Source organism: Cupriavidus sp. GW823-FHT06D04 (genome assembly GCF_058795055.1).
In genome coordinates this window covers 165,742-187,834 of sequence record NZ_JBXAHL010000001.1, presented here as the reverse complement: position 1 = coordinate 187,834, position 22,093 = coordinate 165,742, and the positions used below count along the sequence as shown (strand labels likewise).

General features: G+C 67.3%; 18 protein-coding genes. 8 read left to right on the top strand and 10 right to left on the bottom strand.

All coding sequences use genetic code 11. The annotated features are described in order from the left end of the window. Positions 1 to 183: 183 nt before the first annotated feature. A complete protein-coding gene (locus tag AC1Q7H_RS00885) occupies positions 184 to 1,686 on the bottom strand; it encodes a tripartite tricarboxylate transporter permease (RefSeq protein WP_013957564.1) in 1,503 nt (500 codons plus the stop codon). 13 nt (positions 1,687 to 1,699) lie between these two features. Further along, complete coding sequence (locus tag AC1Q7H_RS00880) at positions 1,700 to 2,161, bottom strand: tripartite tricarboxylate transporter TctB family protein (protein WP_013957563.1); 462 nt, start codon at positions 2,159 to 2,161, stop codon at positions 1,700 to 1,702. 341 nt (positions 2,162 to 2,502) lie between these two features. Between AC1Q7H_RS00880 and AC1Q7H_RS00875 the strand changes: the two genes are divergently transcribed. Next, the gene (locus AC1Q7H_RS00875; protein ID WP_013957562.1) at positions 2,503 to 4,299 is read left to right on the top strand and encodes a potassium/proton antiporter; all 1,797 of its coding nucleotides are present in this window, start codon (positions 2,503 to 2,505) and stop codon (positions 4,297 to 4,299) included. 33 nt (positions 4,300 to 4,332) lie between these two features. On the opposite strand, the gene AC1Q7H_RS00870 is transcribed toward AC1Q7H_RS00875, so the two are convergent. The 3 genes from AC1Q7H_RS00870 to AC1Q7H_RS00860 form a co-directional block, all read right to left on the bottom strand. Continuing rightward, entirely contained in the window at positions 4,333 to 5,328 is a 996-nt protein-coding gene (locus AC1Q7H_RS00870) for a tripartite tricarboxylate transporter substrate binding protein (protein ID WP_013957561.1), read from the bottom strand. 28 nt (positions 5,329 to 5,356) lie between these two features. Further along, a complete protein-coding gene (locus tag AC1Q7H_RS00865) occupies positions 5,357 to 5,812 on the bottom strand; it encodes a DUF2214 family protein (protein ID WP_492380832.1) in 456 nt (151 codons plus the stop codon). A 101-nt stretch (positions 5,813 to 5,913) separates the two neighbouring features. Continuing rightward, a complete protein-coding gene (locus tag AC1Q7H_RS00860) occupies positions 5,914 to 7,134 on the bottom strand; it encodes a CaiB/BaiF CoA transferase family protein (protein WP_013957559.1) in 1,221 nt (406 codons plus the stop codon). Between the two features lie 298 nt (positions 7,135 to 7,432). Between AC1Q7H_RS00860 and alaS the strand changes: the two genes are divergently transcribed. After that, on the top strand, positions 7,433 to 10,057 hold the full coding sequence (gene alaS / locus AC1Q7H_RS00855) for an alanine--tRNA ligase (RefSeq protein ID WP_492380831.1): 2,625 nt from the start codon (positions 7,433 to 7,435) through the stop codon (positions 10,055 to 10,057). A 62-nt stretch (positions 10,058 to 10,119) separates the two neighbouring features. Here the strand turns inward: alaS and AC1Q7H_RS00850 are convergent, their stop codons facing one another. From AC1Q7H_RS00850 to AC1Q7H_RS00840, 3 genes are all read right to left on the bottom strand, one after another. Further along, complete coding sequence (locus AC1Q7H_RS00850) at positions 10,120 to 10,887, bottom strand: slipin family protein (RefSeq protein WP_013957557.1); 768 nt, start codon at positions 10,885 to 10,887, stop codon at positions 10,120 to 10,122. Positions 10,888 to 10,889: 2 nt separating this feature from the next. Further along, positions 10,890 to 12,392: an NfeD family protein gene (locus AC1Q7H_RS00845; RefSeq protein ID WP_371827375.1), complete on the bottom strand. Its 1,503-nt coding sequence runs from the start codon at positions 12,390 to 12,392 to the stop codon at positions 10,890 to 10,892. A gap of 102 nt (positions 12,393 to 12,494) precedes the next feature. Continuing rightward, positions 12,495 to 13,388, bottom strand: coding sequence for a LysR family transcriptional regulator (locus AC1Q7H_RS00840; protein ID WP_211980038.1), 894 nt, complete (start codon positions 13,386 to 13,388; stop codon positions 12,495 to 12,497). Between the two features lie 129 nt (positions 13,389 to 13,517). On the opposite strand from AC1Q7H_RS00840, the gene AC1Q7H_RS00835 reads away from it, so the two are divergent. The 6 genes from AC1Q7H_RS00835 (at position 13,518) to AC1Q7H_RS00810 (ending at position 17,907) form a co-directional block, all read left to right on the top strand. After that, the gene (locus tag AC1Q7H_RS00835; RefSeq protein WP_013957554.1) at positions 13,518 to 14,771 is read left to right on the top strand and encodes a YbfB/YjiJ family MFS transporter; all 1,254 of its coding nucleotides are present in this window, start codon (positions 13,518 to 13,520) and stop codon (positions 14,769 to 14,771) included. 143 nt (positions 14,772 to 14,914) lie between these two features. Continuing rightward, positions 14,915 to 15,691, top strand: coding sequence for a class II aldolase/adducin family protein (locus AC1Q7H_RS00830; RefSeq protein ID WP_211980036.1), 777 nt, complete (start codon positions 14,915 to 14,917; stop codon positions 15,689 to 15,691). Between the two features lie 52 nt (positions 15,692 to 15,743). Next, positions 15,744 to 15,932: a 4-oxalocrotonate tautomerase gene (locus tag AC1Q7H_RS00825; RefSeq protein WP_010813672.1), complete on the top strand. Its 189-nt coding sequence runs from the start codon at positions 15,744 to 15,746 to the stop codon at positions 15,930 to 15,932. Between the two features lie 33 nt (positions 15,933 to 15,965). Beyond that, positions 15,966 to 16,997 carry a threonine aldolase family protein gene (locus AC1Q7H_RS00820; RefSeq protein WP_013957552.1) on the top strand — a complete coding sequence of 344 codons (1,032 nt, stop codon included), beginning with the start codon at positions 15,966 to 15,968 and terminating at the stop codon, positions 16,995 to 16,997. A 47-nt stretch (positions 16,998 to 17,044) separates the two neighbouring features. Beyond that, positions 17,045 to 17,629: an NUDIX domain-containing protein gene (locus AC1Q7H_RS00815; RefSeq protein WP_013957551.1), complete on the top strand. Its 585-nt coding sequence runs from the start codon at positions 17,045 to 17,047 to the stop codon at positions 17,627 to 17,629. A gap of 50 nt (positions 17,630 to 17,679) precedes the next feature. Beyond that, the gene (locus AC1Q7H_RS00810; RefSeq protein ID WP_010813669.1) at positions 17,680 to 17,907 is read left to right on the top strand and encodes a sulfurtransferase TusA family protein; all 228 of its coding nucleotides are present in this window, start codon (positions 17,680 to 17,682) and stop codon (positions 17,905 to 17,907) included. A gap of 88 nt (positions 17,908 to 17,995) precedes the next feature. Here the strand turns inward: AC1Q7H_RS00810 and galU are convergent, their stop codons facing one another. Continuing rightward, on the bottom strand, positions 17,996 to 18,886 hold the full coding sequence (galU, locus tag AC1Q7H_RS00805) for a UTP--glucose-1-phosphate uridylyltransferase GalU (RefSeq protein ID WP_013957550.1): 891 nt from the start codon (positions 18,884 to 18,886) through the stop codon (positions 17,996 to 17,998). A 129-nt stretch (positions 18,887 to 19,015) separates the two neighbouring features. Further along, positions 19,016 to 21,883, bottom strand: coding sequence for a valine--tRNA ligase (locus AC1Q7H_RS00800; protein WP_013957549.1), 2,868 nt, complete (start codon positions 21,881 to 21,883; stop codon positions 19,016 to 19,018). Positions 21,884 to 22,093: the final 210 nt, after the last annotated feature.

Genomic DNA, 22,093 nt, shown 5'->3' with positions numbered 1-22,093 from the left:
GATTTCAACCTCCGACGCGCGCAGCGCGACCGTTGTCCGAGTCCTATCAATATAGGTTGTCGGGGGGCGGGTGGCGGTGGGGCGGAACCAGCCATAACGTAGTCGGCAAGCACAAAAAAAGGGCACCTTGCGGTGCCCTTAGTGTGTTGTGCCGCCAGCCCTGGGGCCGACGATATTCCCTGCTTATTCTTCCTGGAACGCTTCCTCGCGCTTGGACTTGATCGACGGCATTGCCACGACCAGCACCAGCACCGCAGCCGCGATCAGCAGACCAAGCGACAGCGGACGGGTCACGAACACGCTGAAGTCACCGCGCGACAGCAGCAGCGAACGGCGGAAGTTCTCTTCCATCATCGGCCCCAGCACGAAGCCGAGCAGCAGCGGCGCGGGTTCGCACTTGAGCTTGATGAACAGGTAGCCGATCACGCCGAAGGCCGCGGTCTGGAACACGTCGAAGGTGGTGTTCTGGACCGAGTACACGCCGATGCAGCAGAACGTCAGGATGGCCGGGTACAGGTAGCGGTAAGGCACCTTCAGCAGCTTTACCCAGATGCCGATCAGCGGCAGGTTCAGCACGATCAGCATGAAGTTGCCGATCCACATCGAAGCGATCAGGCCCCAGAACAGCGCCGGGTTGCTGGTCATCACCTGCGGACCGGGCTGGATGTTGTGGATGGTCATCGCACCGACCATCAGCGCCATCACGGCATTGGGCGGAATGCCCAGCGTCAGCAGCGGGATGAACGAAGTCTGTGCCGCGGCGTTGTTGGCCGATTCCGGACCCGCCACGCCTTCGATCGCACCCTTGCCGAATTCATGCGAGTACTTCGAGGTCTTCTTTTCCAGCGAGTAGGCTGCAAACGAAGCGAGCGCCGCACCGCCGCCGGGCAGGATACCCAGTGCCGAACCCAGTATCGTGCCGCGCAGCACGGCCGGGATCATGCGCTTGAAGTCTTCCTTGGTCGGGAACAGGTTGGTGATGTGGTCGGTGAAGGTTTCGCGATGTTCCTTCTGCTCCAGGTTCGCGATGATTTCCGCGAAGCCGAACACACCCATTGCCACCGAGACGAAGTTCAGGCCGTCGGTCAGTTCAGGCACGTCGAACGAGAAGCGCGCGGCGCCCGAGTTCACGTCGGTACCGACCAGGCCCAGCAGCAGGCCCAGCACGATCATGGCGATGGCCTTGACCAGCGAACCCGAAGCCAGCACCACGGCGCCGATCAGGCCCAGCACCATCAGCGAGAAGTATTCGGCGGGGCCGAACTTGAAGGCCAGTTCCGACAGCGGCGCGGCAAAGGCGGCGAGGATCAGGGTGGCCACGCAGCCGGCGAAGAACGAGCCTAGGCCCGCTGTCGCTAGCGCCACCCCCGCTCGCCCTCGTCTTGCCATCTGGTAACCATCGATGGTTGTCACCACCGAGGACGATTCACCAGGCAGGTTCACCAGGATGGCGGTGGTCGAGCCGCCGTACTGGGCGCCGTAGTAGATACCGGCCAGCATGATCAGCGCGGCCACCGGCGGCAGCGTGTAGGTCACCGGCAGCAGCATGGCGATGGTGGCCAGCGGCCCCAGGCCCGGCAGCACGCCGATCAGGGTACCCAGCACGCAGCCCAGGAAGGCGTACGCGAGGTTCTGGAAGGTCAGGGCGGTGGAAAAGCCCAGACCCAGGTTGGCGAGAAGTTCCATGTTGGCGGCCTCCTTAGCTTGCCAGGAAAGCCGGCCACACCGGCATCTGCAGGTTGATGCCGTACACGAACGCGCCCAGGCTGATCAGCACCAGGATGATCGAGTTGAGGATGGCGCCCTTCCAGCTGAACTCGTGGCTGGCCATCGACGACACCAGCACCAGCACCAGCACCGACAGCACCATGCCCAGCGGCTTGAGCAGCAGGCCGAACAGCACCACCGAACCGAGGATCCACAGCAGCGTCTTGATGTCCCAGCGGGCGAGGTTGTCTTCTTCCATCTTGGAAGACAGCGAACCCCACAGCACCAGCGCGCCCAGCAGGGCGAGCACAATGCCAAGCCAGAACGGGAAGTATCCCGGTCCCATTTTTGCGGCGGTTCCCATGGAATAGCCGCGTGCGACCCAGGAAAAGCCGAATCCGACCAGAATAAACAGCAGGCCGGAGGCGAAGTCCTTTTGGCTACGTATGCGCAAAGTGAATCTCCTCGATAAGACACATGAAATCTGTGGCGGGTCCCTTGCTGCACTGCATGAATGCAGGCCGTGGGCGGGGCCCTCCCGCGGGCAGGGTGGAAGTTAAGGGGACGACCTTTCAGCTACCTTTCAGATGTCTGCAAACAGGGTCATGCTGAGGGTATCCCCTAGTGAATTAGCGCTTAAAAGCACTGCCGAGCCAGGCTGGAGGCGGCCTGGCGGCCAAAGCGCCCGGCTGTGGCGGGGCCGCTGCGCTATCATCCGGGGCGTTCTTCCGCCGCACGGCCGAAGACTGGCTGAAAGGTTCCGCAACGGGACCACAATGCAACGCAAGGAGCGGTTTGGAGAGCATCGACCACGTCATCCTGATCGGCGCCGTCGTGATGTCGCTGGGCATCGTGCTGGGCGCCTTTTCGGCACGCCTGGGCGTGCCGTTCCTGCTGGTCTTCCTGGCCGTGGGCATGCTGGCCGGCGTGGACGGCCCGGGCGGCATCCGCTTCTCCGACACCTGGCTCAGCTTCCTGGTCGGCAACCTGGCGCTGGCGGTGATCCTGCTCGATGGCGGGCTGCGCACGCGCTTTGCCACCTTCAGGGTGGCGCTGAAGCCTTCGCTGTCGCTGGCGACCGTGGGGGTGCTGGTGACGGCAGCGCTGGTCGGCGTGTTCGCCGCGTGGCTGCTGGGCATCGACTGGCGGCTCGGGCTGCTGCTTGGCGCCATCGTCGGCTCGACCGACGCGGCCGCGGTGTTCTCGATGCTCAATAGCAGCGGCATCCGGCTGAAGGACCGGGTGGCGAGCGTGCTCGAGATCGAGTCGGGCATCAACGACCCGATGGCGATCTTCCTGACCCTGACACTGATCGAATGGCTGACCGCGCCTGACGGTCTGACGCCGCTGGGCCTGGTCACGCGGCTGCTGGTGCAGTTCGGCGTGGGCGGGCTGCTCGGCCTGGCGCTCGGCTATTGCCTGGCCCGCGTGCTGGAGCGCATCCGCGTGGCCGAAGGGCTGCAGGCGATCCTGCTGTGCTCGGGCGGCGCGATGGTGTTCGCGCTCGTGCAGAGCGCCGGCGGCAGCGGTTTCCTGGCGGTGTACCTGACCGGCATGCTGATCGGCAACCGCGAGCGCGCGGTGACGTCGGACACCATGCGCGCCATGGACGGCATGGCCTGGCTGGCGCAGTCGGCCATGTTCCTGCTGCTGGGCCTGCTGGTGGCGCCGCACCGGATCTGGGAGGTGGCCGGCCCGGCCGTGGCCGTGGCGGCCTTCCTGATGCTGGTGGCGCGGCCGGTGGCGGTGTGGCTGGCGCTGCTGCCGTTCCGCTTCAATGCGCGCGAGACCGGCTTTATCGCCTGGATGGGCCTGCGCGGCGCGGTGCCGATCGTACTGGCGCTGTTTCCGCTGCTGCGCGAGGTGCCGCAAGCGGGGCTGCTGTTCCGCATCGCCTTTGCCGTGGTGCTGGCCAGCCTGCTGTTCCAGGGCACCACGGTGTCGGTGGCCGCGCGCCTGGCGCGGGTGCGGCGCCCCGGCTACCCCGAGCCGCTGGCGCGTTCGCGCCTGCGCGGCACGCGCGCGCCGATCCTGGAGGTGATGCAGTTCGAGGTGGGGCCCAATGCGCCGGTGGAGAACGTGCGCGCCGACCAGCTGGAGCTGCCGCCGCGCTGCCGGCTGCTGACGGTGGCGCGCGACGATGCGCTGGCGGCGCTGGACCAGACCGTGCTGCGCGCCGGCGACAGCGTCTCGGTGCTGGCGCCGGTGACGACCCTGCCGATGCTGTCGGCGCTGTTCCAGGCGCTGGGCCGCGCGCCCACCTGGGAGCAGGCCTCGCATGATTTCCTGTTGTCGGGCGATGCGCTGCTGCGCGATGTGGCGGTGCTGTACGGCACGCGCGCGCTGACGCCGCAAGAAGCGCCGCTGACGCTGGAGGCTGCCATGCTACGAGCGTTCACCTCGCCGCCGGTGGAGGGCGACAGCGTCGAGATCGCCGGCCTGCCGCTGACGGTGACGCGCATGGAGGGCGCGCAAATCCTGCAGGTGGGGCTGTTGCTGCCGCGGCTGGAGGGGGATTCGGGCGGGCGGCTATGGCCGCGGCGGAAAAAGGATGGCGGCGCGCGCAGTGGCGAGGGCGCCGAAGCGGAGTAGGAACAAGAAAGGCGGCCATGGCCGCCTTTTTCGCTAGTCCACCTTCGCCCCGGACACCTTCACGATCTGCGCGTATTTCTTCAGTTCGCGCTGGATCAGCGCCGCGAACTGCTCGGGTGTGGTCGGTGCCGGCTGTGCGCCGATGCGGGCCAGGCGTGCCTTCATCTCGTCGGTCTTCAGGATTGCCACGATCTCATGGTTAAGCCGCTCGACGATCTCGCGCGGGGTGTTGGCCGGCGCGAACACGCCGAACCACGTCGAGATGTCGAAGCCTTCCAGGCCCAGCCCCTTGCCGGCTTCCGCAATGGTCGGCAGTTCCGGGAAGGCCGCGGCGCGGCTGGCAGTGGTGACCGCAAAGGCCTTCAGCTTGCCCGCCTTGATATTGGCCGAGGCCGAAGCCAGGTTGTCGAAGATCAGGTCGGTCTGGCCCGACAGCACCGACAGCTGCGCCGGCGACGCGCCGTTGTACGGGATATGGACCATGCTGATCTTCGCCATGCTCTTGAACAGCTCGCCCGACAGGTGGCCGGCGCTGCCGTTGCCGCCCGAGGCGTAGTCCAGCTTGCCCGGGTTCTTGCGCGCGTACGCGACCAGGTCGCGCAGGTTGTTGATGTGCAGCTCGGCGGCCTTGCCCGGGTGCATCACCAGCACGTTAGGCACGTCGGCCACCAGCGTGATCGGCGCGAAGTCCTTGACGGGGTCGTACGGCATCTTGCTGAACAGCGTCGGGTTGATGGCGTGCGTGGCCACCGCGCCCATGACGATGGTGTAGCCGTCGGCCGGCTGCTTGGCGACGTAGTCCGCGCCCAGGTTGCCGCCCGCGCCGGGCTTGTTCTCGACCACCACCGGCTGGCCCAGGCTGTCGCGCAGCTTCTCGCCGATGGCGCGCGCGACGGTGTCGAGCGGGCCGCCGGCGGGGTAGGGCACCACGAAGCGGACCGGCTTGGTCGGGTAGGCATTGGTGGCCGCCACGGCGGCGGCGGGCAGCAGGGCCGCGGTCAGCGCGGCGGCAAGCAGTTTCTTCAGCATGTCTCGGACTTCAGGGGGATTGGAATATTTATCTGGCGCCGATGCCCCGCGCCATCATGACCGCGCACAGCGGCAGCAGGATCAGCAGGTGGGCTTCGATCATCACCCAGCGGCGGGCGGCCTTCAGCTCGGACGGCGGCGGCACGTAATCCAGCAGCCGGCGCGCCTGCTTGCGCCAGCGCGCGATGGCAAAGGTCGGCGGCAGCGAGCACAGCGCGATCAGCACGAACACACCCAGCTTGGCGTGGAACCACGGGTTGTGCAGGTAGAAGTCAACGCCCTTGGCGCCGTAGAACAGGCGCAGCAGGCCGGTGCCCAGCACCACCATCGCCGACAGGAAATAGAACAGGTCGTACAGCGACAGGCGCCGCACCGCGGCTGGCGTGATTTCCGGGCGCAACACCACCGCCTCGGCAGCCATCAGGGTGATCAGGACGAAGATCGCAAGGAAATGCAGGAAAGCCAGTATGGCGTCGGTCAGCATGGGTTCTCCTTTGCCTTTGCTTCAGTGGGGACTGAACTGCTTCGGGAAGGCACCGGCGGCAGGCCAGGACACCAGGGCCGGCCGCCGGCAGGAGGAGAATCTTACAGCACACCCTTTGCACGCAGTGCTTCGATCTGCTCAGGGCTGTAGCCCAGCGTGTCGGCCAGCACCGTGTCGGTGTGCTCGCCCAGCAGCGGCGGGTGGCGCAGCGCCTGCGGCGGCGTGGCGCTCATCTTGATCGGGCTGCCCACCAGCTTGACCTCGCCGGCGCTGGGGTGGGGCAGGTCCACGCGCAGGCCGCGCGCCTTGACCTGGTCGTCCTCGAACACGTCGTCGAGGGTGTTGATCGGGCCGCACGGCACGCCGGCGGCCTCCAGGTCGCGGATCCATTGGGCGCGGGTGCGCGGGCGCACCATCTCGGCCAGGATTGGCACCAGCACGTCGCGGTTGGCCACGCGCTGCGGGTTGGTGGCAAAGCGCGGGTCGTCGGCCAGCTCGGGCTTGCCGCCGTCGGTGACGAACTTGCGGAACTGCCCGTCGTTGCCCACCGCCACGATGATCCAGCCATCGGCGGCCTGGAAGGTCTGGTAGGGGACGATATTGGGGTGCGCATTGCCCCAGCGGCGCGGCGCCTCGCCGCTGGCCAGGTAGTTGGTGTTCATGTTGGCCAGCATCGCCACCTGCACGTCCAGCAGCGCCATGTCGATGTACTGGCCCTCGCCGGTGCGGTCGCGGTGCGCCAGCGCCGCCAGCACGGCGATGGTGGCGTACTGGCCGGTCATCAGGTCGGAAATGGCCACGCCGGCCTTCTGCGGGCCGCCGCCAGGCAGGTCGTCGCGCTCGCCGGTCAGGCTCATGAAGCCGCCCATGCCCTGGATGATGAAGTCGTAGCCGGGGCGTGCGGCGTACGGGCCGGTCTGGCCGAAGCCGGTGACCGAGCAGTAGATCAGGTCGGGTTTGACCTGCCTGAGCGTCTCGTAGTCCAGGCCGTACTTCCTGAGCTGGCCGACCTTGTAGTTCTCCAGCACCACATCGCTCTGCGCCGCCAGCTCGCGCACGATCTGCTGGCCTTCCGGCGTGCTGATGTCACAGGTCACCGAGCGCTTGTTGCGGTTGGCGGCCAGGTAGTAGGCGGCTTCGGCGGTGTCGCGGCCGTCCTCGTCCTTGAGCCAGGGCGGGCCCCAGGTGCGGGTGTCGTCGCCGGCGCCGGGGCGCTCGATCTTGATCACGTCGGCGCCGAAATCGGCAAGGTTCTGGGCGCACCACGGCCCGGCGAGAACGCGGGTCAGGTCGAGGACGCGGAGATGGCTTAAAGCTCCCATGGCGGTAGTCAGTGCAGTGGGTAAGGCGGGGGATCGGTCGGAACAGCGCGAGGTCGGCGCGCCCCTGCAAACAGAGGCCGGCGCGGGTTGGCTGCACTGTACCACCGGCAAATCGCCGGTGCGGCTTTGAGTGCTTTAGGGGGCTCTTTCGGCGATGGGATTTGGGCGATAGCCGGCCGGCTCCGCGGCGCCATGCCTGGCGTGCCCGGCAGGCTGCCTTGCCCGTATAATCAACGGTTTGCAAATCCCATACTGATTCGTCGCGCCCGGCCACGCCAGGGCAAGCGTCCGCCATCCCATGAAAGTCTCAGACATTCGCAGCAAGTTCCTGCAGTTCTTCGAATCGAAGGGCCATACCGTGGTCCGCTCGTCCAGCCTGGTGCCGGCGAACGACCCGACGCTGCTGTTCACCAACTCCGGCATGGTGCAGTTCAAGGACGTGTTCCTGGGCACCGACAAGCGCCCGTACACCCGCGCCACGTCGGCGCAGCGCTCGGTGCGCGCCGGCGGCAAGCACAATGACCTGGAGAACGTGGGCTACACCGCGCGCCACCATACGTTCTTCGAGATGCTGGGCAACTTCTCGTTTGGCGACTACTTCAAGCGCGATGCCATCCTGTACGCGTGGGAACTGCTGACCAAGACCTACCAGCTGCCGGCTGAAAAGCTGTGGGTGACGGTCTACGCGGAAGACGACGAGGCCTACGACATCTGGGCCAAGGAAGTGGGCGTGCCGGCCGAGCGCATCGTGCGCATCGGCGACAACAAAGGCGCGCGCTACGCGTCGGACAATTTCTGGCAGATGGCCGACACCGGCCCGTGCGGCCCGTGCTCGGAGATCTTCTACGACCACGGCCCGGACGTGTGGGGCGGCCCCCCCGGATCGCCCGAGGAAGACGGCGACCGCTACATCGAGGTCTGGAACCTGGTGTTCATGCAGTTCAACCGTGACGAGCAGGGCAACATGACGCCATTGCCCAAGCCGTGCGTGGACACCGGCATGGGCCTGGAGCGCATTGCCGCGGTGCTGCAGCACGTGCACAGCAACTATGAGATCGACCTGTTCCAGGCACTGATCAAGGCCGCCGCGCGTGAAACGCATATCGACAACCTGAACCAGAACTCGCTCAAGGTCATTGCCGACCATATCCGCGCGTGCTCGTTCCTGATCGTCGATGGCGTGATCCCCGGCAACGAAGGCCGCGGCTACGTGCTGCGCCGGATCATCCGCCGCGCCATCCGCCACGGCTACAAGCTGGGCCAGAAGACCCCGTTCTTCCACAAGATGGTGGCCGATCTGGTCGAGCAGATGGGCCAGGCCTATCCCGAGCTGGCCGAGGCGCAGTCGCGCGTGACCGAAGTGCTGAAGGCCGAGGAAGAGCGCTTCTTCGAGACCATCGAGAACGGCATGTCGATCCTGGACGCCGCGCTGGCCGACCTGAAGCTCAAGGGTGGCAAGACGCTGGACGGCGAACTCGCATTCAAGCTGCACGACACCTTCGGCTTCCCGCTGGACCTGACGCAGGACGTGTGCCGCGAGCAGGAAATCGGCGTGGACGAGGCCGCCTTCGACGCGGCCATGAACCGCCAGCGCGAGCAGGCGCGCGCCGCCGGCAAGTTCAAGATGGCCGCCGGCCTGGAGTACGCCGGCGACAAGACCGTGTTCCACGGCTACGAGAAGCTGGAACTGCCGCAGGCCAAGGTCACCGCGCTATATGTGGACGGCGCCGCGGTCGACGCCATGCAGCCGGGCCAGACTGGCGTGGTAGTGCTCGACAACACCCCGTTCTACGCCGAATCCGGCGGCCAGGCCGGTGACCAGGGCGTGCTGAAGGCAGGCAATGCTGTCTTCACCGTGGCTGACACGACCAAGATCCAGGCCGACGTGTTTGGCCACCAGGGCACGCTGCAAAGCGGCGCGCTCAAGGTGGGCGACGCCGTGTCGGCCCAGGTCGACGCGCAGCGCCGTGCGCGCACCGTGCGCAACCACTCGGCCACCCACCTGATGCACAAGGCCCTGCGTGAAGTGCTGGGCAGCCACGTGCAGCAGAAGGGCTCGCTGGTGGATGCGGACAAGACCCGCTTCGACTTCTCACACAACGCGGCGCTGACCGACGAGCAGATCCGCCGCGTGGAAGAGATTGTCAACGCCGAGATCCTGCGCAACGACGACACGCACGCCGAGATCATGCCGTTCGACGACGCGGTCAAGAGCGGCGCGATGGCACTGTTCGGCGAGAAGTATGCCGACGACGTGCGCGTGCTGTCGATCGGCACCTCGAAGGAACTGTGCGGCGGCACCCACGTGCACCGCACCGGCGATATCGGCCTGTTCAAGATCGTGGTGGAAGGCGGCGTTGCCGCCGGCATCCGCCGCGTCGAAGCCATTACCGGCGACAACGCGCTGCACTACCTGCAGGGCCTGGATGCCAGGCTGAACGAAGCCGCCGCCGTGCTGAAGGCCCAGCCGTCCGAGCTGGTGCCGCGCATCGGCCAGGTGCAGGACCAGGTGCGCGCGCTGGAGAAGGAGCTGGAACGCCTGAAGAGCAAGCTGGCCGCCTCGCAGGGCGACGAGCTGGCCGCGCAGGCGGTCGACATCAAGGGCCTGAAGGTGCTGGCCGCGCAACTGGACGGCGCCGACGTCAAGACCCTGCGCGAGACCATGGACAAGCTCAAGGACAAGCTGCAGAGCGCGGCCATTGTGCTGGGTGCGGTGTCCGACGGCAAGGTCAGCCTGATCGCTGGCGTCACGGCCGATGCCACGGGCAAGGTCAAGGCTGGCGAGCTGGTCAACTTTGTCGCCCAGCAGGTGGGCGGCAAGGGTGGTGGCCGTCCCGACATGGCACAGGCTGGCGGCACCGAGCCGGCCAAGCTGCCGCAGGCGCTGGCAGGTGTCAGCGAGTGGGTGGCGGGCAAGATCTGACTGGCTGAGGGGGGCGACCCTCTCAGGCCCGGCAACTGCTAATGGCGCTTCGGCGCCATTTTCTATGGGCGCTCGTCGCCGGGCGGCTTGCCGGCGAGCCGGTTGAGAATGTCGATCGGCAGCGGGAAGACGATGGTAGAGCTCTTGTCCCCGGCAATCTGTGTCAGCGTCTGCAGGTAGCGCAGTTGCATGGCCTGCGGTTCGCGCGCCAGCATCTGGGCCGCTTCAAGCAGCTTCACCGAAGCCTGCAGTTCGCCCTCGGCATGGATCACCTTGGCGCGCCGCTCGCGTTCGGCCTCGGCCTGCCGCGCAATCGCGCGGATCATGGTTTCGTTCAGGTCGACATGCTTGATCTCGACGTTCGAGACCTTGATGCCCCAGCCGTCGGTCTGGGCGTCCAGCGCCTGCTGGATGTCCAGATTCAGCTTCTCGCGCTCCGCCAGCATCTCGTCCAGTTCGTGCTTGCCCAGCACCGAGCGCAGCGTGGTCTGCGCCAGTTGGCTGGTGGCTTCCAGGAAGTTCGCCACCTGGATGATGGCGCGCTCCGGATCGACCACGCGGAAGTACACCACCGCATTGACCTTCACCGAGACGTTGTCGCGCGAAATCACGTCCTGCGGCGGCACGTCCATCACCACCGTGCGCAGATCCACCCTGACCATCTGCTGCACGGCGGGGATCAGCAGCACCAGGCCCGGGCCCTTGACCCGCCAGAAGCGTCCGAGCATGAACACCACGCCGCGTTCGTATTCGCGCAGCACGCGGAACGAGGTGATCACCAGCAGTGCCAGCAGGAAGATCACACCGCCGAAGCTGAATCCGTAGGCCATGGTCAGGCTCCCTTGTCTGGCGTCGTTTGGGATGGGGGGGGCGGAGCAAGGGGGGCGTTGCCGGCCGCGATGACTTCAAGCACCAGGCCGTTGCGCGCGGTGACAACCACCGGCGTGCCGCGCGGCAAAGGGCTGGCGCTGTGCACGCGCCAGGTCTCGCCGCGCACCGAGGCCCAGCCTTCTTCGCGCAGGTCGTCCAGCACTTCGCCCCGCATGCCGACCAGCGCCTCGGCGCCGCTGACCACCGGGCGCTTGCGCGCGCGCACCAGCATCGCCGACATGCCAAACACAAAGATCGCGGACAATGCCGACATGGCCGCCACCATCGGCAGCGGCACGCCGAAGCCCGGCACGTCGGTTTCGATCAGCATCACCGCGCCAAAGGCGAAGGCGATGATGCCGCCCACGCCCAATGCGCCGAAAGTCGGCAGGAACAGCTCCGCCACCATGCAGCCGATGCCCAGCGCCACCAGCGCCAGCCCGGCGTAGTTCACGGGCAGCATATGCAGCGCGAACAGCGCCACCAGCAGGCAGATCGCACCGGCCACGCCGGGCACCACCATGCCCGGCGTGGAGAACTCGAAGATCAGGCCGTAGATGCCGATCATCATCAGCAGCAGCGCCACGCTGGGCTCGGTGATCACGGCCAGGAAGCGGTTGCGCCAGTCGGGTTCCAGCGTCACCACCGGCGCATTGGCAGTGCGCAGCACGCTGGCCTTGCCGCCGGCAGCGGTGATCGTGCGGCCTTCAACCTGGCGCAACAGCGCGGGCAGGTCGGGGGCGACCAGGTCGACCACGCGCTGGGCCAGGGCCTCGTCAGCGGACAGGCTGACCGACTCGCGCACGGCGCGCTCAGCCCATTCAGCGTTGCGTCCGCGCAGCTGCGCCAGGCCGCGGATATAGGCCGAGGCGTCGTGCATCTGCTTGCGCGCCATGGTGTCGCCCGCTGCGGGCTCGCTGGCGGGGGCCGAGGCGGGCTTGGCGCCAGGCAGGGCCTCGGGCTTCTGCGGCCCGCCAATGCCGACCTGCACCGGGGTGGCCGCGCCCAGGTTGGTGCCCGGCGCCATCGCCGCGATATGGCTGGCGTAGAGGATGTAGGTGCCGGCGCTGGCCGCGCGCGCGCCGCCGGGATAGACATAGCTGGCCACCGGCACCGGCGAGGCCAGGATGGCCTGGATGATCTCGCGCATCGACGCGTCCAGCCCGCCCGGGGTGTCCATTTCCAGCACCACCAGCTGAGCGCCGCCCGCGCGCGCGCGTTCCATGCTGCGCAGGATAAAGCTGGCGCTGGCGGGGCTGACCGCACCCTTGAGCGGAATCACGTAGACCGGCGCGGTTGCCGTGGTCGTGACCGTGGCGGCGGGCGCCGAGGCGCCGGAGGGCGGTCCCGCACGGGCGCCTGGACCGGCGAGGGCGGCGAGCGCGGCGCACACCATGGCCAGGCCGGCCAGCAGCCGGCCGGACATCGGCCGAAGGACCCGCAGCAGCGCGGTGGCAGGTTTCATGAGGGGGGCGGGGCACGCGAGGTGCCGTGATGGCGCCACTTCAAGTGTAGGCCACCGGGCACATCTTGCACGCGGGCTGCCTCGGGCCCCCGCGCCAGGCGCTCAGGCCGCCGCCAGGTCGGGCCTGGCCGAGGGGCCGGGTGATTCGGTGGTGAGGGTGTCGATCAGCGCATGCAGGGCCGCGCTGGCCATGGACGGATGCCAGGCCAGCAGCGTGCGCACGCGGCCGGCCGCGCCCAGGCTGTGCTGGCGGATGGCGGGCAGGTCGCGGTACAGCCCCAGCACCGAGCGGGGCACGATCGCCGCACCGATGCCGGCTGCCACGCAGGCGACGATGGCATGGTACGAGCTCAGTTGCAGCACGCGCGGCGTCGGCGCATCGCCGATCACATACCAGTTCTCCAGCCGGGCGCGGTAGTTGCAGCCGGGCTCGAACGCCAGCAGCGTCGGCACCTCCAGGTCGGCCGCGGTGTGTACCGGGCGATGGCGATCGCGCGTGATCACCACCAGCTCTTCCTCGAACACCGGGACCGCGCTCAGCCCCGGGTCGGTCAGTGGCTCGGCGACAAAGGCGCATTCCACCTCGAAGCGTGCCAGCGCATCCAGCGCCTGGCGCGTGGCCAGCGTCACCAGCTCCAGCTGCACGTCGGGCCAGGCCTGGTGGTACGCGGCCAGCACATTGGGCAGGCGGCTGGCGGCGGTGCTCTCCATCGAGGCAATGCGCAGCCGGCCGTGCGGCCGCGCCGGCAGCACGGCCTGGCGTGCCTCTTCGGTCATGCTGAGGATGCGGCAGGCATAGTCGAACAGGGTCTGCCCAGATGGCGTCAGCACCATGCGCCGGCCGTCGCGCACGAACAGGTCGACCCCAAGCGATTGCTCCAGCTGGCGGATGCGCGTGGTGACATTGGACTGCACCCGGTGCAGCCGCTCGGCCGCACGGGTGATGCCGCCGGCTTCGACGACGGCGCGGAAGATTTCGAGGGCGGCAAGGTCCATGCGGGACTCCTGAGGCTATCCATCTCTTATCAAGATGCATGGCATCTTGATAATTCATTTTTGGGGATGATAAAGCCAGCGTAGCATACAGGCATCGCAATGCAACCGCTGCCCCCGCCAGCCCCAGCCATGCCGAACCCCCACAGCCTCGACCCTGAACACCCCGCCGCTGCGCGCCTGGCCACCCGGGCGTCGGCACGGCGCGAAGCCGGCGCGGTGGCGGTAGCCATGGCCGGCTTGGTGTCGCTGGCGGTGGTGATGGGCATCGGCCGCTTTGCCTTCACGCCGCTGCTGCCGATGATGCTGCATGACGGCACCGTCACGCTGCATCAGGGCGGCTGGCTGGCCACGGTCAACTACATTGGCTACTTCGCCGGCGCCGCCGTGTGCATGTTCATCCGGCCCGACGCGGTGCGCATGGTGCGCTGGGGCCTGGTCGCAACGGTGCTGCTGACGCTGGGCATGGCCCTGCCGGGCGGCATGCCGGCCTGGTCGCTGTGGCGCGCCGCCGCAGGCGTGGCCAGCGCAGTGGTGCTGGTCTACACCTCGGGCTGGTGCCTGCAGCGGCTGGCCGAACTGGGCAAGCCGGAACTCGCCGGGCTGATTTTCTGCGGGCCGGGGCTGGGCATTGTCGTCACCGGGCTCGGTGCATCCGGCATGGTGGGCGCGGGCTGGAACGCGGACTACGGCTGGCTCGCCTTCACGGCGCTGGCGGTGGTGCTGGTGGCGGCGGTCTGGCGGATCTTCGTCGCGGAGCCTGCGGTGGCGGCAGCGGCTGCACCGTCCCAGGCGGCAGCCGATACCGCCGCCGCGCGGCTCGATGCCCAGACCTGGGCGCTGACCTTTGCCTACGGCCTGGCCGGCTTCGGCTACATCATCACCGCGACCTTCCTGCCGGTGATTGCGCGCGAGGCGCTGCCCGGCACGGTCTGGGCCGACCTGTTCTGGCCAATCTTCGGCGCGGGCGTGGCGGTGGGCGCGTTCCTGGCCACGCGGGTCGGCATGGCGCACGACAACCGCAAGCTGCTGACGCTGCTGTACGGCATGCAGGCGCTGGGCGTGGCGATCGCGGTGGTGTTCCCCACCGTGGCCGGCTTTGCCCTGAGCAGCCTGCTGGCGGGGCTGCCGTTCACCGCGCTGGTGGCCTTTGCGATGCGCGAGGCGCGGCGCCTGTGGGGGCCGCACGCGGCGCGGCTGATGGGCCTGATGACGGCATCCTACGGCTTGGGCCAGATCGCCGGGCCGCCGCTGGCGACCGCGCTGGTGGCACGCACCGGGGGCTTCGCCAGTTCACTGGCGTGCGCGGCGGCGGCGCTGCTGCTCGGCGCGCTGGTGTTCGCCTGGATGCGCCGCGCCTGGCCGGCGGGGACCGCCCGGAGCTGATCGGCAAGGTGCGCTAAAGTATTGCCTTTGCCGCCAGGCGCGCCACGCGAGCGGCTGCCGCGCCCAGCGCGCAGCCCGTGGCGCGGCACAGAAGGCCGGGGCCGTACCCGGCACGCGAGACCGGGCGGCGCAGGAGCGACCCCATGTCTTTTGCCTTGCAGCCCGCGCGTGCCGCGGGTGCCCCCATCCAGCCCGTTTCCGCCGAAGAACAGCGCGTGCGCGTCGACCTTGCCGCCGCCTACCGCCTGGCCGCGCGCGAGGGCTGGGATGACCTGATCTACACCCATATCTCCGCCACGGTGCCGGGCGAGCCCGGCCACTTCCTGATCAATCCCTTCGGTTTTGCGTTCGACGAGATCCGCGCCAGCGACCTGGTCAAGATCAATGGCCGCGGCGAGGTCGTCGGCGAGACCGTGCATCCGGTCAATGTGACCGGCTTTGCGCTGCACGCCGCGGTGCATGCGGCACGCGCCGACGCGATGTGCGTGATGCACCTGCATAACACCGCCGGCATTGCCGTATCGGCACAGGCCGCCGGGCTGTTGCCGCTGTCGCAACATGCGATGCGCTTCCACGGCCGCATGGCCTATCACGACTACGAGGGCCTGGCCTTCACCCCGGCCGAAGGCGCGCGGCTGACCGCATCGCTGGGTGCGCATCCGGCCATGTTGTTGCGCAACCACGGCACGCTGACGGTGGGCCGCACCGTGGCCGAGGCCTATGTGCTGATGGCGACGCTGATCAAGGCCTGCGAGGTCCAGATTGCCGCGCAGGCGGGCGGTGCGCTGGTGCAGCCCGGCGCGGCCGTGGCGGACAAGACCTCTGAGCAGCTCTACGACAACGGCGCCGTCGAAGGCGTGATGGAGTGGCCCGCGCTGCTGCGCAAACTGGATAGAATCGATCCTTCATACCGGGACTGAGCGGGACTGGTTTCCCGCCGCGACTCAACCACATTCATCAAAGGAGCATTGCATGCCGACTTTCCACGTCGAAATGTTTGAGGGCCGTACCATCGAGCAGAAGCGCAAGTTTGTCGAGGAAGTGACCCGCGTCAGCTGCGAAACCCTGGGCTGCTCGGCCTCGGCCGTCGACATCATCATCACCGACATCAAGCGCGAGAACTGGGCCACCGGCGGCGAGCTTTGGGCCGACAAGAAGTGAAGTAAGGTTCCACGCAGCCCCACACTGAACACCATGCAGCACTTCGCCTCTGACAACTACGCCGGCTTCTGCCCCGAATCGCTCAAGTATTTCCTGGAAGCCAACGCGAGCGGCCACGAACAGGCCTATGGCGACGATACCTGGACGCAGAAGGTCTGCGACCGTATCCGCGAGCTGTTCCAGACCGATTGCGAAGTATTCTTCGTGTTCAACGGCACGGCGGCCAACTCGCTGGCGCTGTCGGCGCTGTGCCAGTCGTACCACTCGGTGATCTGCCACGAGCTGGCGCATATCGAGACCGATGAATGCGGCGGCCCGGAGTTCTTCTCCAACGGCTCCAAGCTGCTGACCGCGCCCGGCGCCGACGGGAAGCTCACGCCGGACGCGGTCGAGGCGCTGGTCACGCGCCGCTCCGATATCCATTACCCCAAGCCCAAGGTGGTGTCGCTGACGCAGTCGACTGAAGTTGGCACCGTCTACAGCGTGGAAGAGGTGCGCGCGATCGCCGCCATCGCCAAGCGCCGCCAGCTGCGCGTGCATATGGATGGCGCGCGCTTTGCCAATGCGGTGGCGTCGCTGGGCGTGCATCCGTCCGAGATCACCTGGCGCGCCGGCGTCGACGTGCTGTGCTTCGGCGGCACCAAGAACGGCCTGCCGGTGGGTGAGGCGGTGGTGTTCTTCGACCGCCGCCTGGCCGAGGACTTTGCCTACCGCGTCAAGCAGGCCGGGCAGCTGGCGTCGAAGATGCGCTTTATCTCCGCGCCGTGGCTGGGTTTGCTCGAGAACGACGTATGGCTCGCCAACGCGCGCCATGCCAATGCGATGGCGCAGTTGCTGCAGCAGCGCATCAGCGATATTCCGGGCGTTCGCATCATGTTCCCGACGCAGTCCAACGCCGTTTTCGCCGAGCTGCCGCTGCCCGCGATCGAGGCGCTGCGCGCCAGGGGCTGGCGCTTCTATACCTTTATCGGCGCTGGCGGCTGCCGTTTCATGTGTTCATGGGACCTGCAGCCGCAGACGGTTGAGGCGCTGGCCACCGATATGCGCACGGCGTGCGGCGCCTGACCGGCATCCCATACCTATAACGACGAGACCCCTTCAGGAGCCCCCAAATGCAATACCGATTCTGCCCGCAGTGCGGCGCGCCGCTGGAGGTGCTGCCGCTGTCCGGGCGCGAACGCCACGCCTGCGTGCAGCAGGACTGTGGCTTCGTGCACTGGAACAACCCGCTGCCGGTGCTGGCGGCGGTGGTGGAGTATCAGGACAAGCTGCTGCTGGCGCGCAATGCCGCCTGGCCGGAGACCATGTTCGCGCTGGTGACGGGCTTCCTGGAGCGCGACGAGCCGCCCGAGCTGGGCGTGGCGCGCGAACTGAAGGAAGAGACCAACCTCGATACCGAGTCGGTGTCGCTGATCGGCGTCTACGAGTTCATGCGCAAGAACGAGCTGATCATCGCCTACCACGTCAAGGCGACCGGCACCGTGGCGCTGTCCGAGGAGCTGGCCGACTACAAGCTGGTGGCGCCGGAGGATGTGCGCGTCTGGTCGGCCGGCACCGGCTTCGCGGTGGCCGACTGGCTGGCCGCGCGCGGCTATCCGGTGCGCTTCTTCGACCGCCAGACCGGCGCCGACATTCCCGACCCGCGCCGCCCGCACGACTTCAGCCTGGTCGGGGGTTCGCTACAATACCGGTGGTGAGGCTGGCCTCCGGCCAGCCGCCCAGCCCCCAGAATCGAAGGAAGAGACGAATGGAGTTCCAGAAAGAAGTGGATGCGCGCGGCCTGAACTGCCCGCTGCCGATCCTGCGCACCAAGAAGGCCCTGGCCGACATGGCCAGCGGCGACGTGCTCAAGGTGCTGGCCACCGATCCCGGCGCCACGCGCGATTTCCAGGCCTTTGCCAAGCAGACCGGCAATGAGCTGCTGTCGCACTCGGAAGTGGACAAGGTGTTTGTGTTCTACATGCGCCGCCGCTGACCGGCATACGGCTCCCGCACCTGGCGGGACTGCACAAGGAAAAAGCCGCTCGAAAGCGGCTTTTTCCTTGTTTGCAGGGCCAGCGCGATCAGCTGCCGATGCCGGTCAGGTGCTCGCGCGATTCCAGGTAGGCGCTGAAGTCAGCCCCGACTTCCGGGTGCTTCAAGGCAAATTCAACGGTCGCCTTCAAGTAGCCCAGCTTGCTGCCGCAGTCATAGCGGCGGCCCTGGTAGCGGTAGGCCAGCACCTGCTCCTGACCCAGCAGCGACTGGATCGCGTCGGTCAGCTGCAGCTCGCCGCCGGCGCCCGGCTTCAGGTCACGCAGGTGTTCGAAGATGCGCGGGGTCAGGATGTAGCGGCCAACCACGCCCAGGTTGGACGGGGCATCTTCCGGTGCCGGCTTCTCGATGATGCCCGAGACCTTGATCACGTCCGCATCCCACTCGCGGCCGTCGATCACGCCGTAGGAGCGGCTTTGCTCCGGCGTGATCTCCTCGACGCCCAGCACCGAGCAGTTGTAGTGGTTGAAGGTATCCACCATCTGCTTCATCACCGGCGGGTTGCCGTCGATCAGGTCATCGGCCAGCATCACCGCGAACGGGGTGTCGCCGACCAGCTTGGCCGCGCACAGCACCGCATGGCCCAGGCCCAGCGCTTCGGGCTGGCGCACGTAGAAGCACTCGACGTTGGCGGGCTTGATCGAGCGCACCACGTCCAGCAGCGCCTGCTTGTTCTTGGCCTCAAGCTCCACTTCCAGCTCGTAGGCCTTGTCGAAATGGTCCTCGATGGCGCGCTTGGAGCGGCCGGTGACAAAGATCATCTCGGTAATGCCGGCGGCCATGGCTTCTTCCACGGCGTACTGGATCAGCGGCTTGTCCACCACCGGAAGCATTTCCTTGGGGCTGGCCTTGGTGGCCGGCAGGAAGCGAGTGCCCAGGCCCGCAACCGGGAACACAGCCTTGGTGACGCGATTTTCCATATCAGGTGTACCTCTCAGATTCCAGTCCATAACCCTGCCAGCCATTGCGGGCGCCGTCTGTCCGGTTCTGTCTGACGAAGCCGGACAGAACCCCCGGCAGGCAGGGGCGTGAATGCGGCCGCCGTGCCGTCAGGCCGGCAGCCGCTGCAGCTGGCCCTGCAGCTTGGCCAGCGTCTGCTCGAAATCAGCCAGGCGCTGCGTCTCTTGCGCCACCACGGCAGGCGGTGCCTTGGCGACAAAGCTCTCGTTGGACAGCTTGGCGCGGCACTTGCCGATTTCGCCACCGATGCGCTCGACTTCCTTCGACAGGCGCACGCGCTCGGCGGCGGCATCGATCTCGATCTTCAGCAGCAGGTGGTTGCCCCCGGCAATGGCGACCGGCGCGCCGGCGCCTTCAGCCTGCAGGGCAGCTTCATCTTCGAAGACGCGCACCTCGGAAAGTTTCGCCAGTGCCTGGATATGTGCGCTAGCCGCCTTCAGGAAGGCGCTGTCGCCCTCGGCATAGAGCGGGATGCGCTGGGCCGGCGAGATGTTCATCTCGCCGCGCAGGTTGCGGCAGGCATCGATCACTTCCTTCAGGCGCGCAACCCATTGCTCGGCTTGCTCGTCGATCTTGGCGACCGCCGGCAGCGGGTAGGGCTGCAGCGCAATGGTTTCGGAGCCATCACCCTTGGCGCGGCCGGCCAGCGGGGCCACCTTCTGCCACAGCTCTTCGGTGATGAACGGGATGATCGGATGCGCCAGGCGCAGCACGGTCTCGAGCACGCGCAGCAGCGTGCGCCGCGTGGCGCGCTGCTGGGCCTCGGTGCCGTTCTGGATCTGCACCTTGGCCAGCTCCAGGTACCAGTCGCAGTATTCGTCCCAGACGAACTTGTAGATCGCGTTGGCGATATTGTCGAAGCGGTATTCGGCAAAGCCCTTCTCGACCTCGGCTTCCACGCGCTGCAGCAGCGACACGATCCAGCGGTCGGCCTGCGAGAAATCCAGGTAGCCGTCCGGGCCGCAGTCGTGGTTGCACGGGCCCATGCCGCAGTCATGGCCCTCGGTGTTCATCAGCACGAAGCGGGTCGCGTTCCACAGCTTGTTGCAGAAGTTGCGGTAGCCCTCGCAGCGGCCGGTATCGAAGTTGACGTTGCGGCCCAGCGTGGCCAGCGACGCGAAGGTGAAGCGCAGCGCGTCGGCGCCGAAGGCGGGAATGCCCTCGGGGAATTCCTTTTTCGTCTTCTTCTCGATCTTGGGCGCGTCCTTGGGGCGGCGCAGGCCGGTGGTGCGCTTCTGCAGCAGCGTGTCGAGGTCGATGCCGTCGATCAGGTCCACCGGGTCCAGCGTGTTGCCCTCGGACTTGCTCATCTTCTTGCCTTCCGAATCGCGCACCAGGCCGTGCACGTAGACGGTATGGAAGGGCACCTTGCCGATGAAGTGCTTGGTCATCATGACCATGCGCGCCACCCAGAAGAAGATGATGTCGTAGCCGGTCACCAGCACCGACGACGGCAGGAAGTGATGCATCTCGGGCGTTTCTCCCGGCCAGCCCAGCGAGGAGAACGGCACCAGCGCCGACGAGAACCAGGTGTCGAGCACGTCTTCCTCGCGGCGCAGGCTGCCGGTGCTGCCGGCGGCCCTTGCCTTGGCCAGCGCTTCGTCTTCGGTGCGGCCGACAAAGCAGTTGCCGGCATCGTCGTACCACGCCGGGATCTGGTGGCCCCACCACAGCTGGCGCGAGATGCACCAGTCCTGGATATTTCCCAGCCACTGGTTGTAGGTGCTGATCCAGTTTTCCGGCACCAGCTTGATCTCGCCGCTCTGCACGGCTTCCAGCGCCACCTCGGCGATCGAGCGGCCCGGGTAGAAGGTGCCTTCCGGCGCCGGCTTGCTCATGGCGACGAACCACTGGTCGGTCAGCATCGGCTCGATCGCGCTGCCGGTGCGCTCGCTGCGCGGGGTCATCAGCTTGTGCTTCTTGACCTCGGCCAGCAGGCCGCGCTTGTCCAGGTCCTCGACGATGGCCTTGCGCGCGTCGAAGCGGTCCAGGCCGGCGTAGGCGGCGGGGGCGTCGGCAACGATCTTCGCGTCCAGCGTCAGGATCGACAGCTGCGGCAGGTTGTGGCGCTGGCCCACCGCATAGTCGTTGAAGTCATGGCCCGGGGTCACCTTGACCACGCCGGTGCCGAACTCGCGGTCGACGTATTCGTCGGCAATCACCGGGATCTGGCGCTCGGTCAGCGGCAGATGCACGAACTTGCCGATCAGGTGCGCATAGCGCTCGTCTTCCGGGTGGACCATCACGGCCACGTCGCCCAGCATGGTTTCGGGGCGGGTGGTGGCCACGGTCAGGTGGGTCAGGCCGCCCTTGGTGTCAGCCTCGACCAGCGGATAGTGGATATGCCACAGCGAGCCTTCTTCCTCGACGCTGTCGACCTCCAGGTCCGACACCGCGGTGCCCAGCACCGGGTCCCAGTTGACCAGGCGCTTGCCGCGGTAGATCAGGCCCTGTTCGTGCAGACGCACGAAGGCTTCGGTGACCGCCTTCGACATCTCGGGCGACATCGTGAAGTACTCGCGGCTCCAGTCGATCGAAGCGCCCATGCGCCGCACCTGGCGGGTGATGGTCGAGCCCGACTCTTCCTTCCAGGCCCAGACCTTCTCGGTGAATTTCTCGCGACCCAGCTCATGGCGCGACACGCCCTGCGACTCGAGCTGGCGCTCCACCACGATCTGGGTGGCGATGCCGGCGTGGTCGGTGCCCGGCACCCACAGCGTATTGGCGCCGCTCATGCGCGCATGGCGCGCCAGGCCATCCATGATGGTCTGGTTGAACGCGTGGCCCATATGCAGCGTGCCGGTCACATTGGGCGGCGGCAGCTGGATCGCAAAGTCCGGGCGGGCAGGGTCGAAGGTCGGCTGGGCGATGCCGCGCTTCTCCCACTCGGGGCCCCATTTCGCCTCGATGGCGGCGGGTTCGAAGCTTTTGGCGAGGGACTGGTCTTGGGCGGTCATGCTGGGATGTGGATATTGGCGTCGGGGGTCGTCGCAGGGTGCTTCGGCCTGCGCCTGGCGCGGCGGCGGCCGTCGGCGGCCGGCATTGCGCCAGTAAAACGTTAAATTATACGGGGGTGGCAGGCTGGTGCCTATTTCCTGGCCATCCGGCCCCGCCGGATGTGACTTGCGCGACAGGGCCCGCCGGTATAATTGCCGTCAATCCACAAG

Coding starts and splice junctions, on each gene's coding strand:
- AC1Q7H_RS00885 (WP_013957564.1), bottom strand. CDS start 1,686: ATGGAACTTCTCGCCAACCTGGGTCTGGGCTTTTCCACCGCCCTGACC.
- AC1Q7H_RS00870 (WP_013957561.1), bottom strand. CDS start 5,328: ATGCTGAAGAAACTGCTTGCCGCCGCGCTGACCGCGGCCCTGCTGCCC.
- AC1Q7H_RS00865 (WP_492380832.1), bottom strand. CDS start 5,812: ATGCTGACCGACGCCATACTGGCTTTCCTGCATTTCCTTGCGATCTTC.
- AC1Q7H_RS00860 (WP_013957559.1), bottom strand. CDS start 7,134: ATGGGAGCTTTAAGCCATCTCCGCGTCCTCGACCTGACCCGCGTTCTC.
- alaS (WP_492380831.1), top strand. CDS start 7,433: ATGAAAGTCTCAGACATTCGCAGCAAGTTCCTGCAGTTCTTCGAATCG.
- AC1Q7H_RS00850 (WP_013957557.1), bottom strand. CDS start 10,887: ATGGCCTACGGATTCAGCTTCGGCGGTGTGATCTTCCTGCTGGCACTG.
- AC1Q7H_RS00845 (WP_371827375.1), bottom strand. CDS start 12,392: ATGAAACCTGCCACCGCGCTGCTGCGGGTCCTTCGGCCGATGTCCGGC.
- AC1Q7H_RS00840 (WP_211980038.1), bottom strand. CDS start 13,388: ATGGACCTTGCCGCCCTCGAAATCTTCCGCGCCGTCGTCGAAGCCGGC.
- AC1Q7H_RS00835 (WP_013957554.1), top strand. CDS start 13,518: ATGCCGAACCCCCACAGCCTCGACCCTGAACACCCCGCCGCTGCGCGC.
- AC1Q7H_RS00830 (WP_211980036.1), top strand. CDS start 14,915: ATGTCTTTTGCCTTGCAGCCCGCGCGTGCCGCGGGTGCCCCCATCCAG.
- AC1Q7H_RS00825 (WP_010813672.1), top strand. CDS start 15,744: ATGCCGACTTTCCACGTCGAAATGTTTGAGGGCCGTACCATCGAGCAG.
- AC1Q7H_RS00820 (WP_013957552.1), top strand. CDS start 15,966: ATGCAGCACTTCGCCTCTGACAACTACGCCGGCTTCTGCCCCGAATCG.
- AC1Q7H_RS00815 (WP_013957551.1), top strand. CDS start 17,045: ATGCAATACCGATTCTGCCCGCAGTGCGGCGCGCCGCTGGAGGTGCTG.
- AC1Q7H_RS00810 (WP_010813669.1), top strand. CDS start 17,680: ATGGAGTTCCAGAAAGAAGTGGATGCGCGCGGCCTGAACTGCCCGCTG.
- galU (WP_013957550.1), bottom strand. CDS start 18,886: ATGGAAAATCGCGTCACCAAGGCTGTGTTCCCGGTTGCGGGCCTGGGC.
- AC1Q7H_RS00800 (WP_013957549.1), bottom strand. CDS start 21,883: ATGACCGCCCAAGACCAGTCCCTCGCCAAAAGCTTCGAACCCGCCGCC.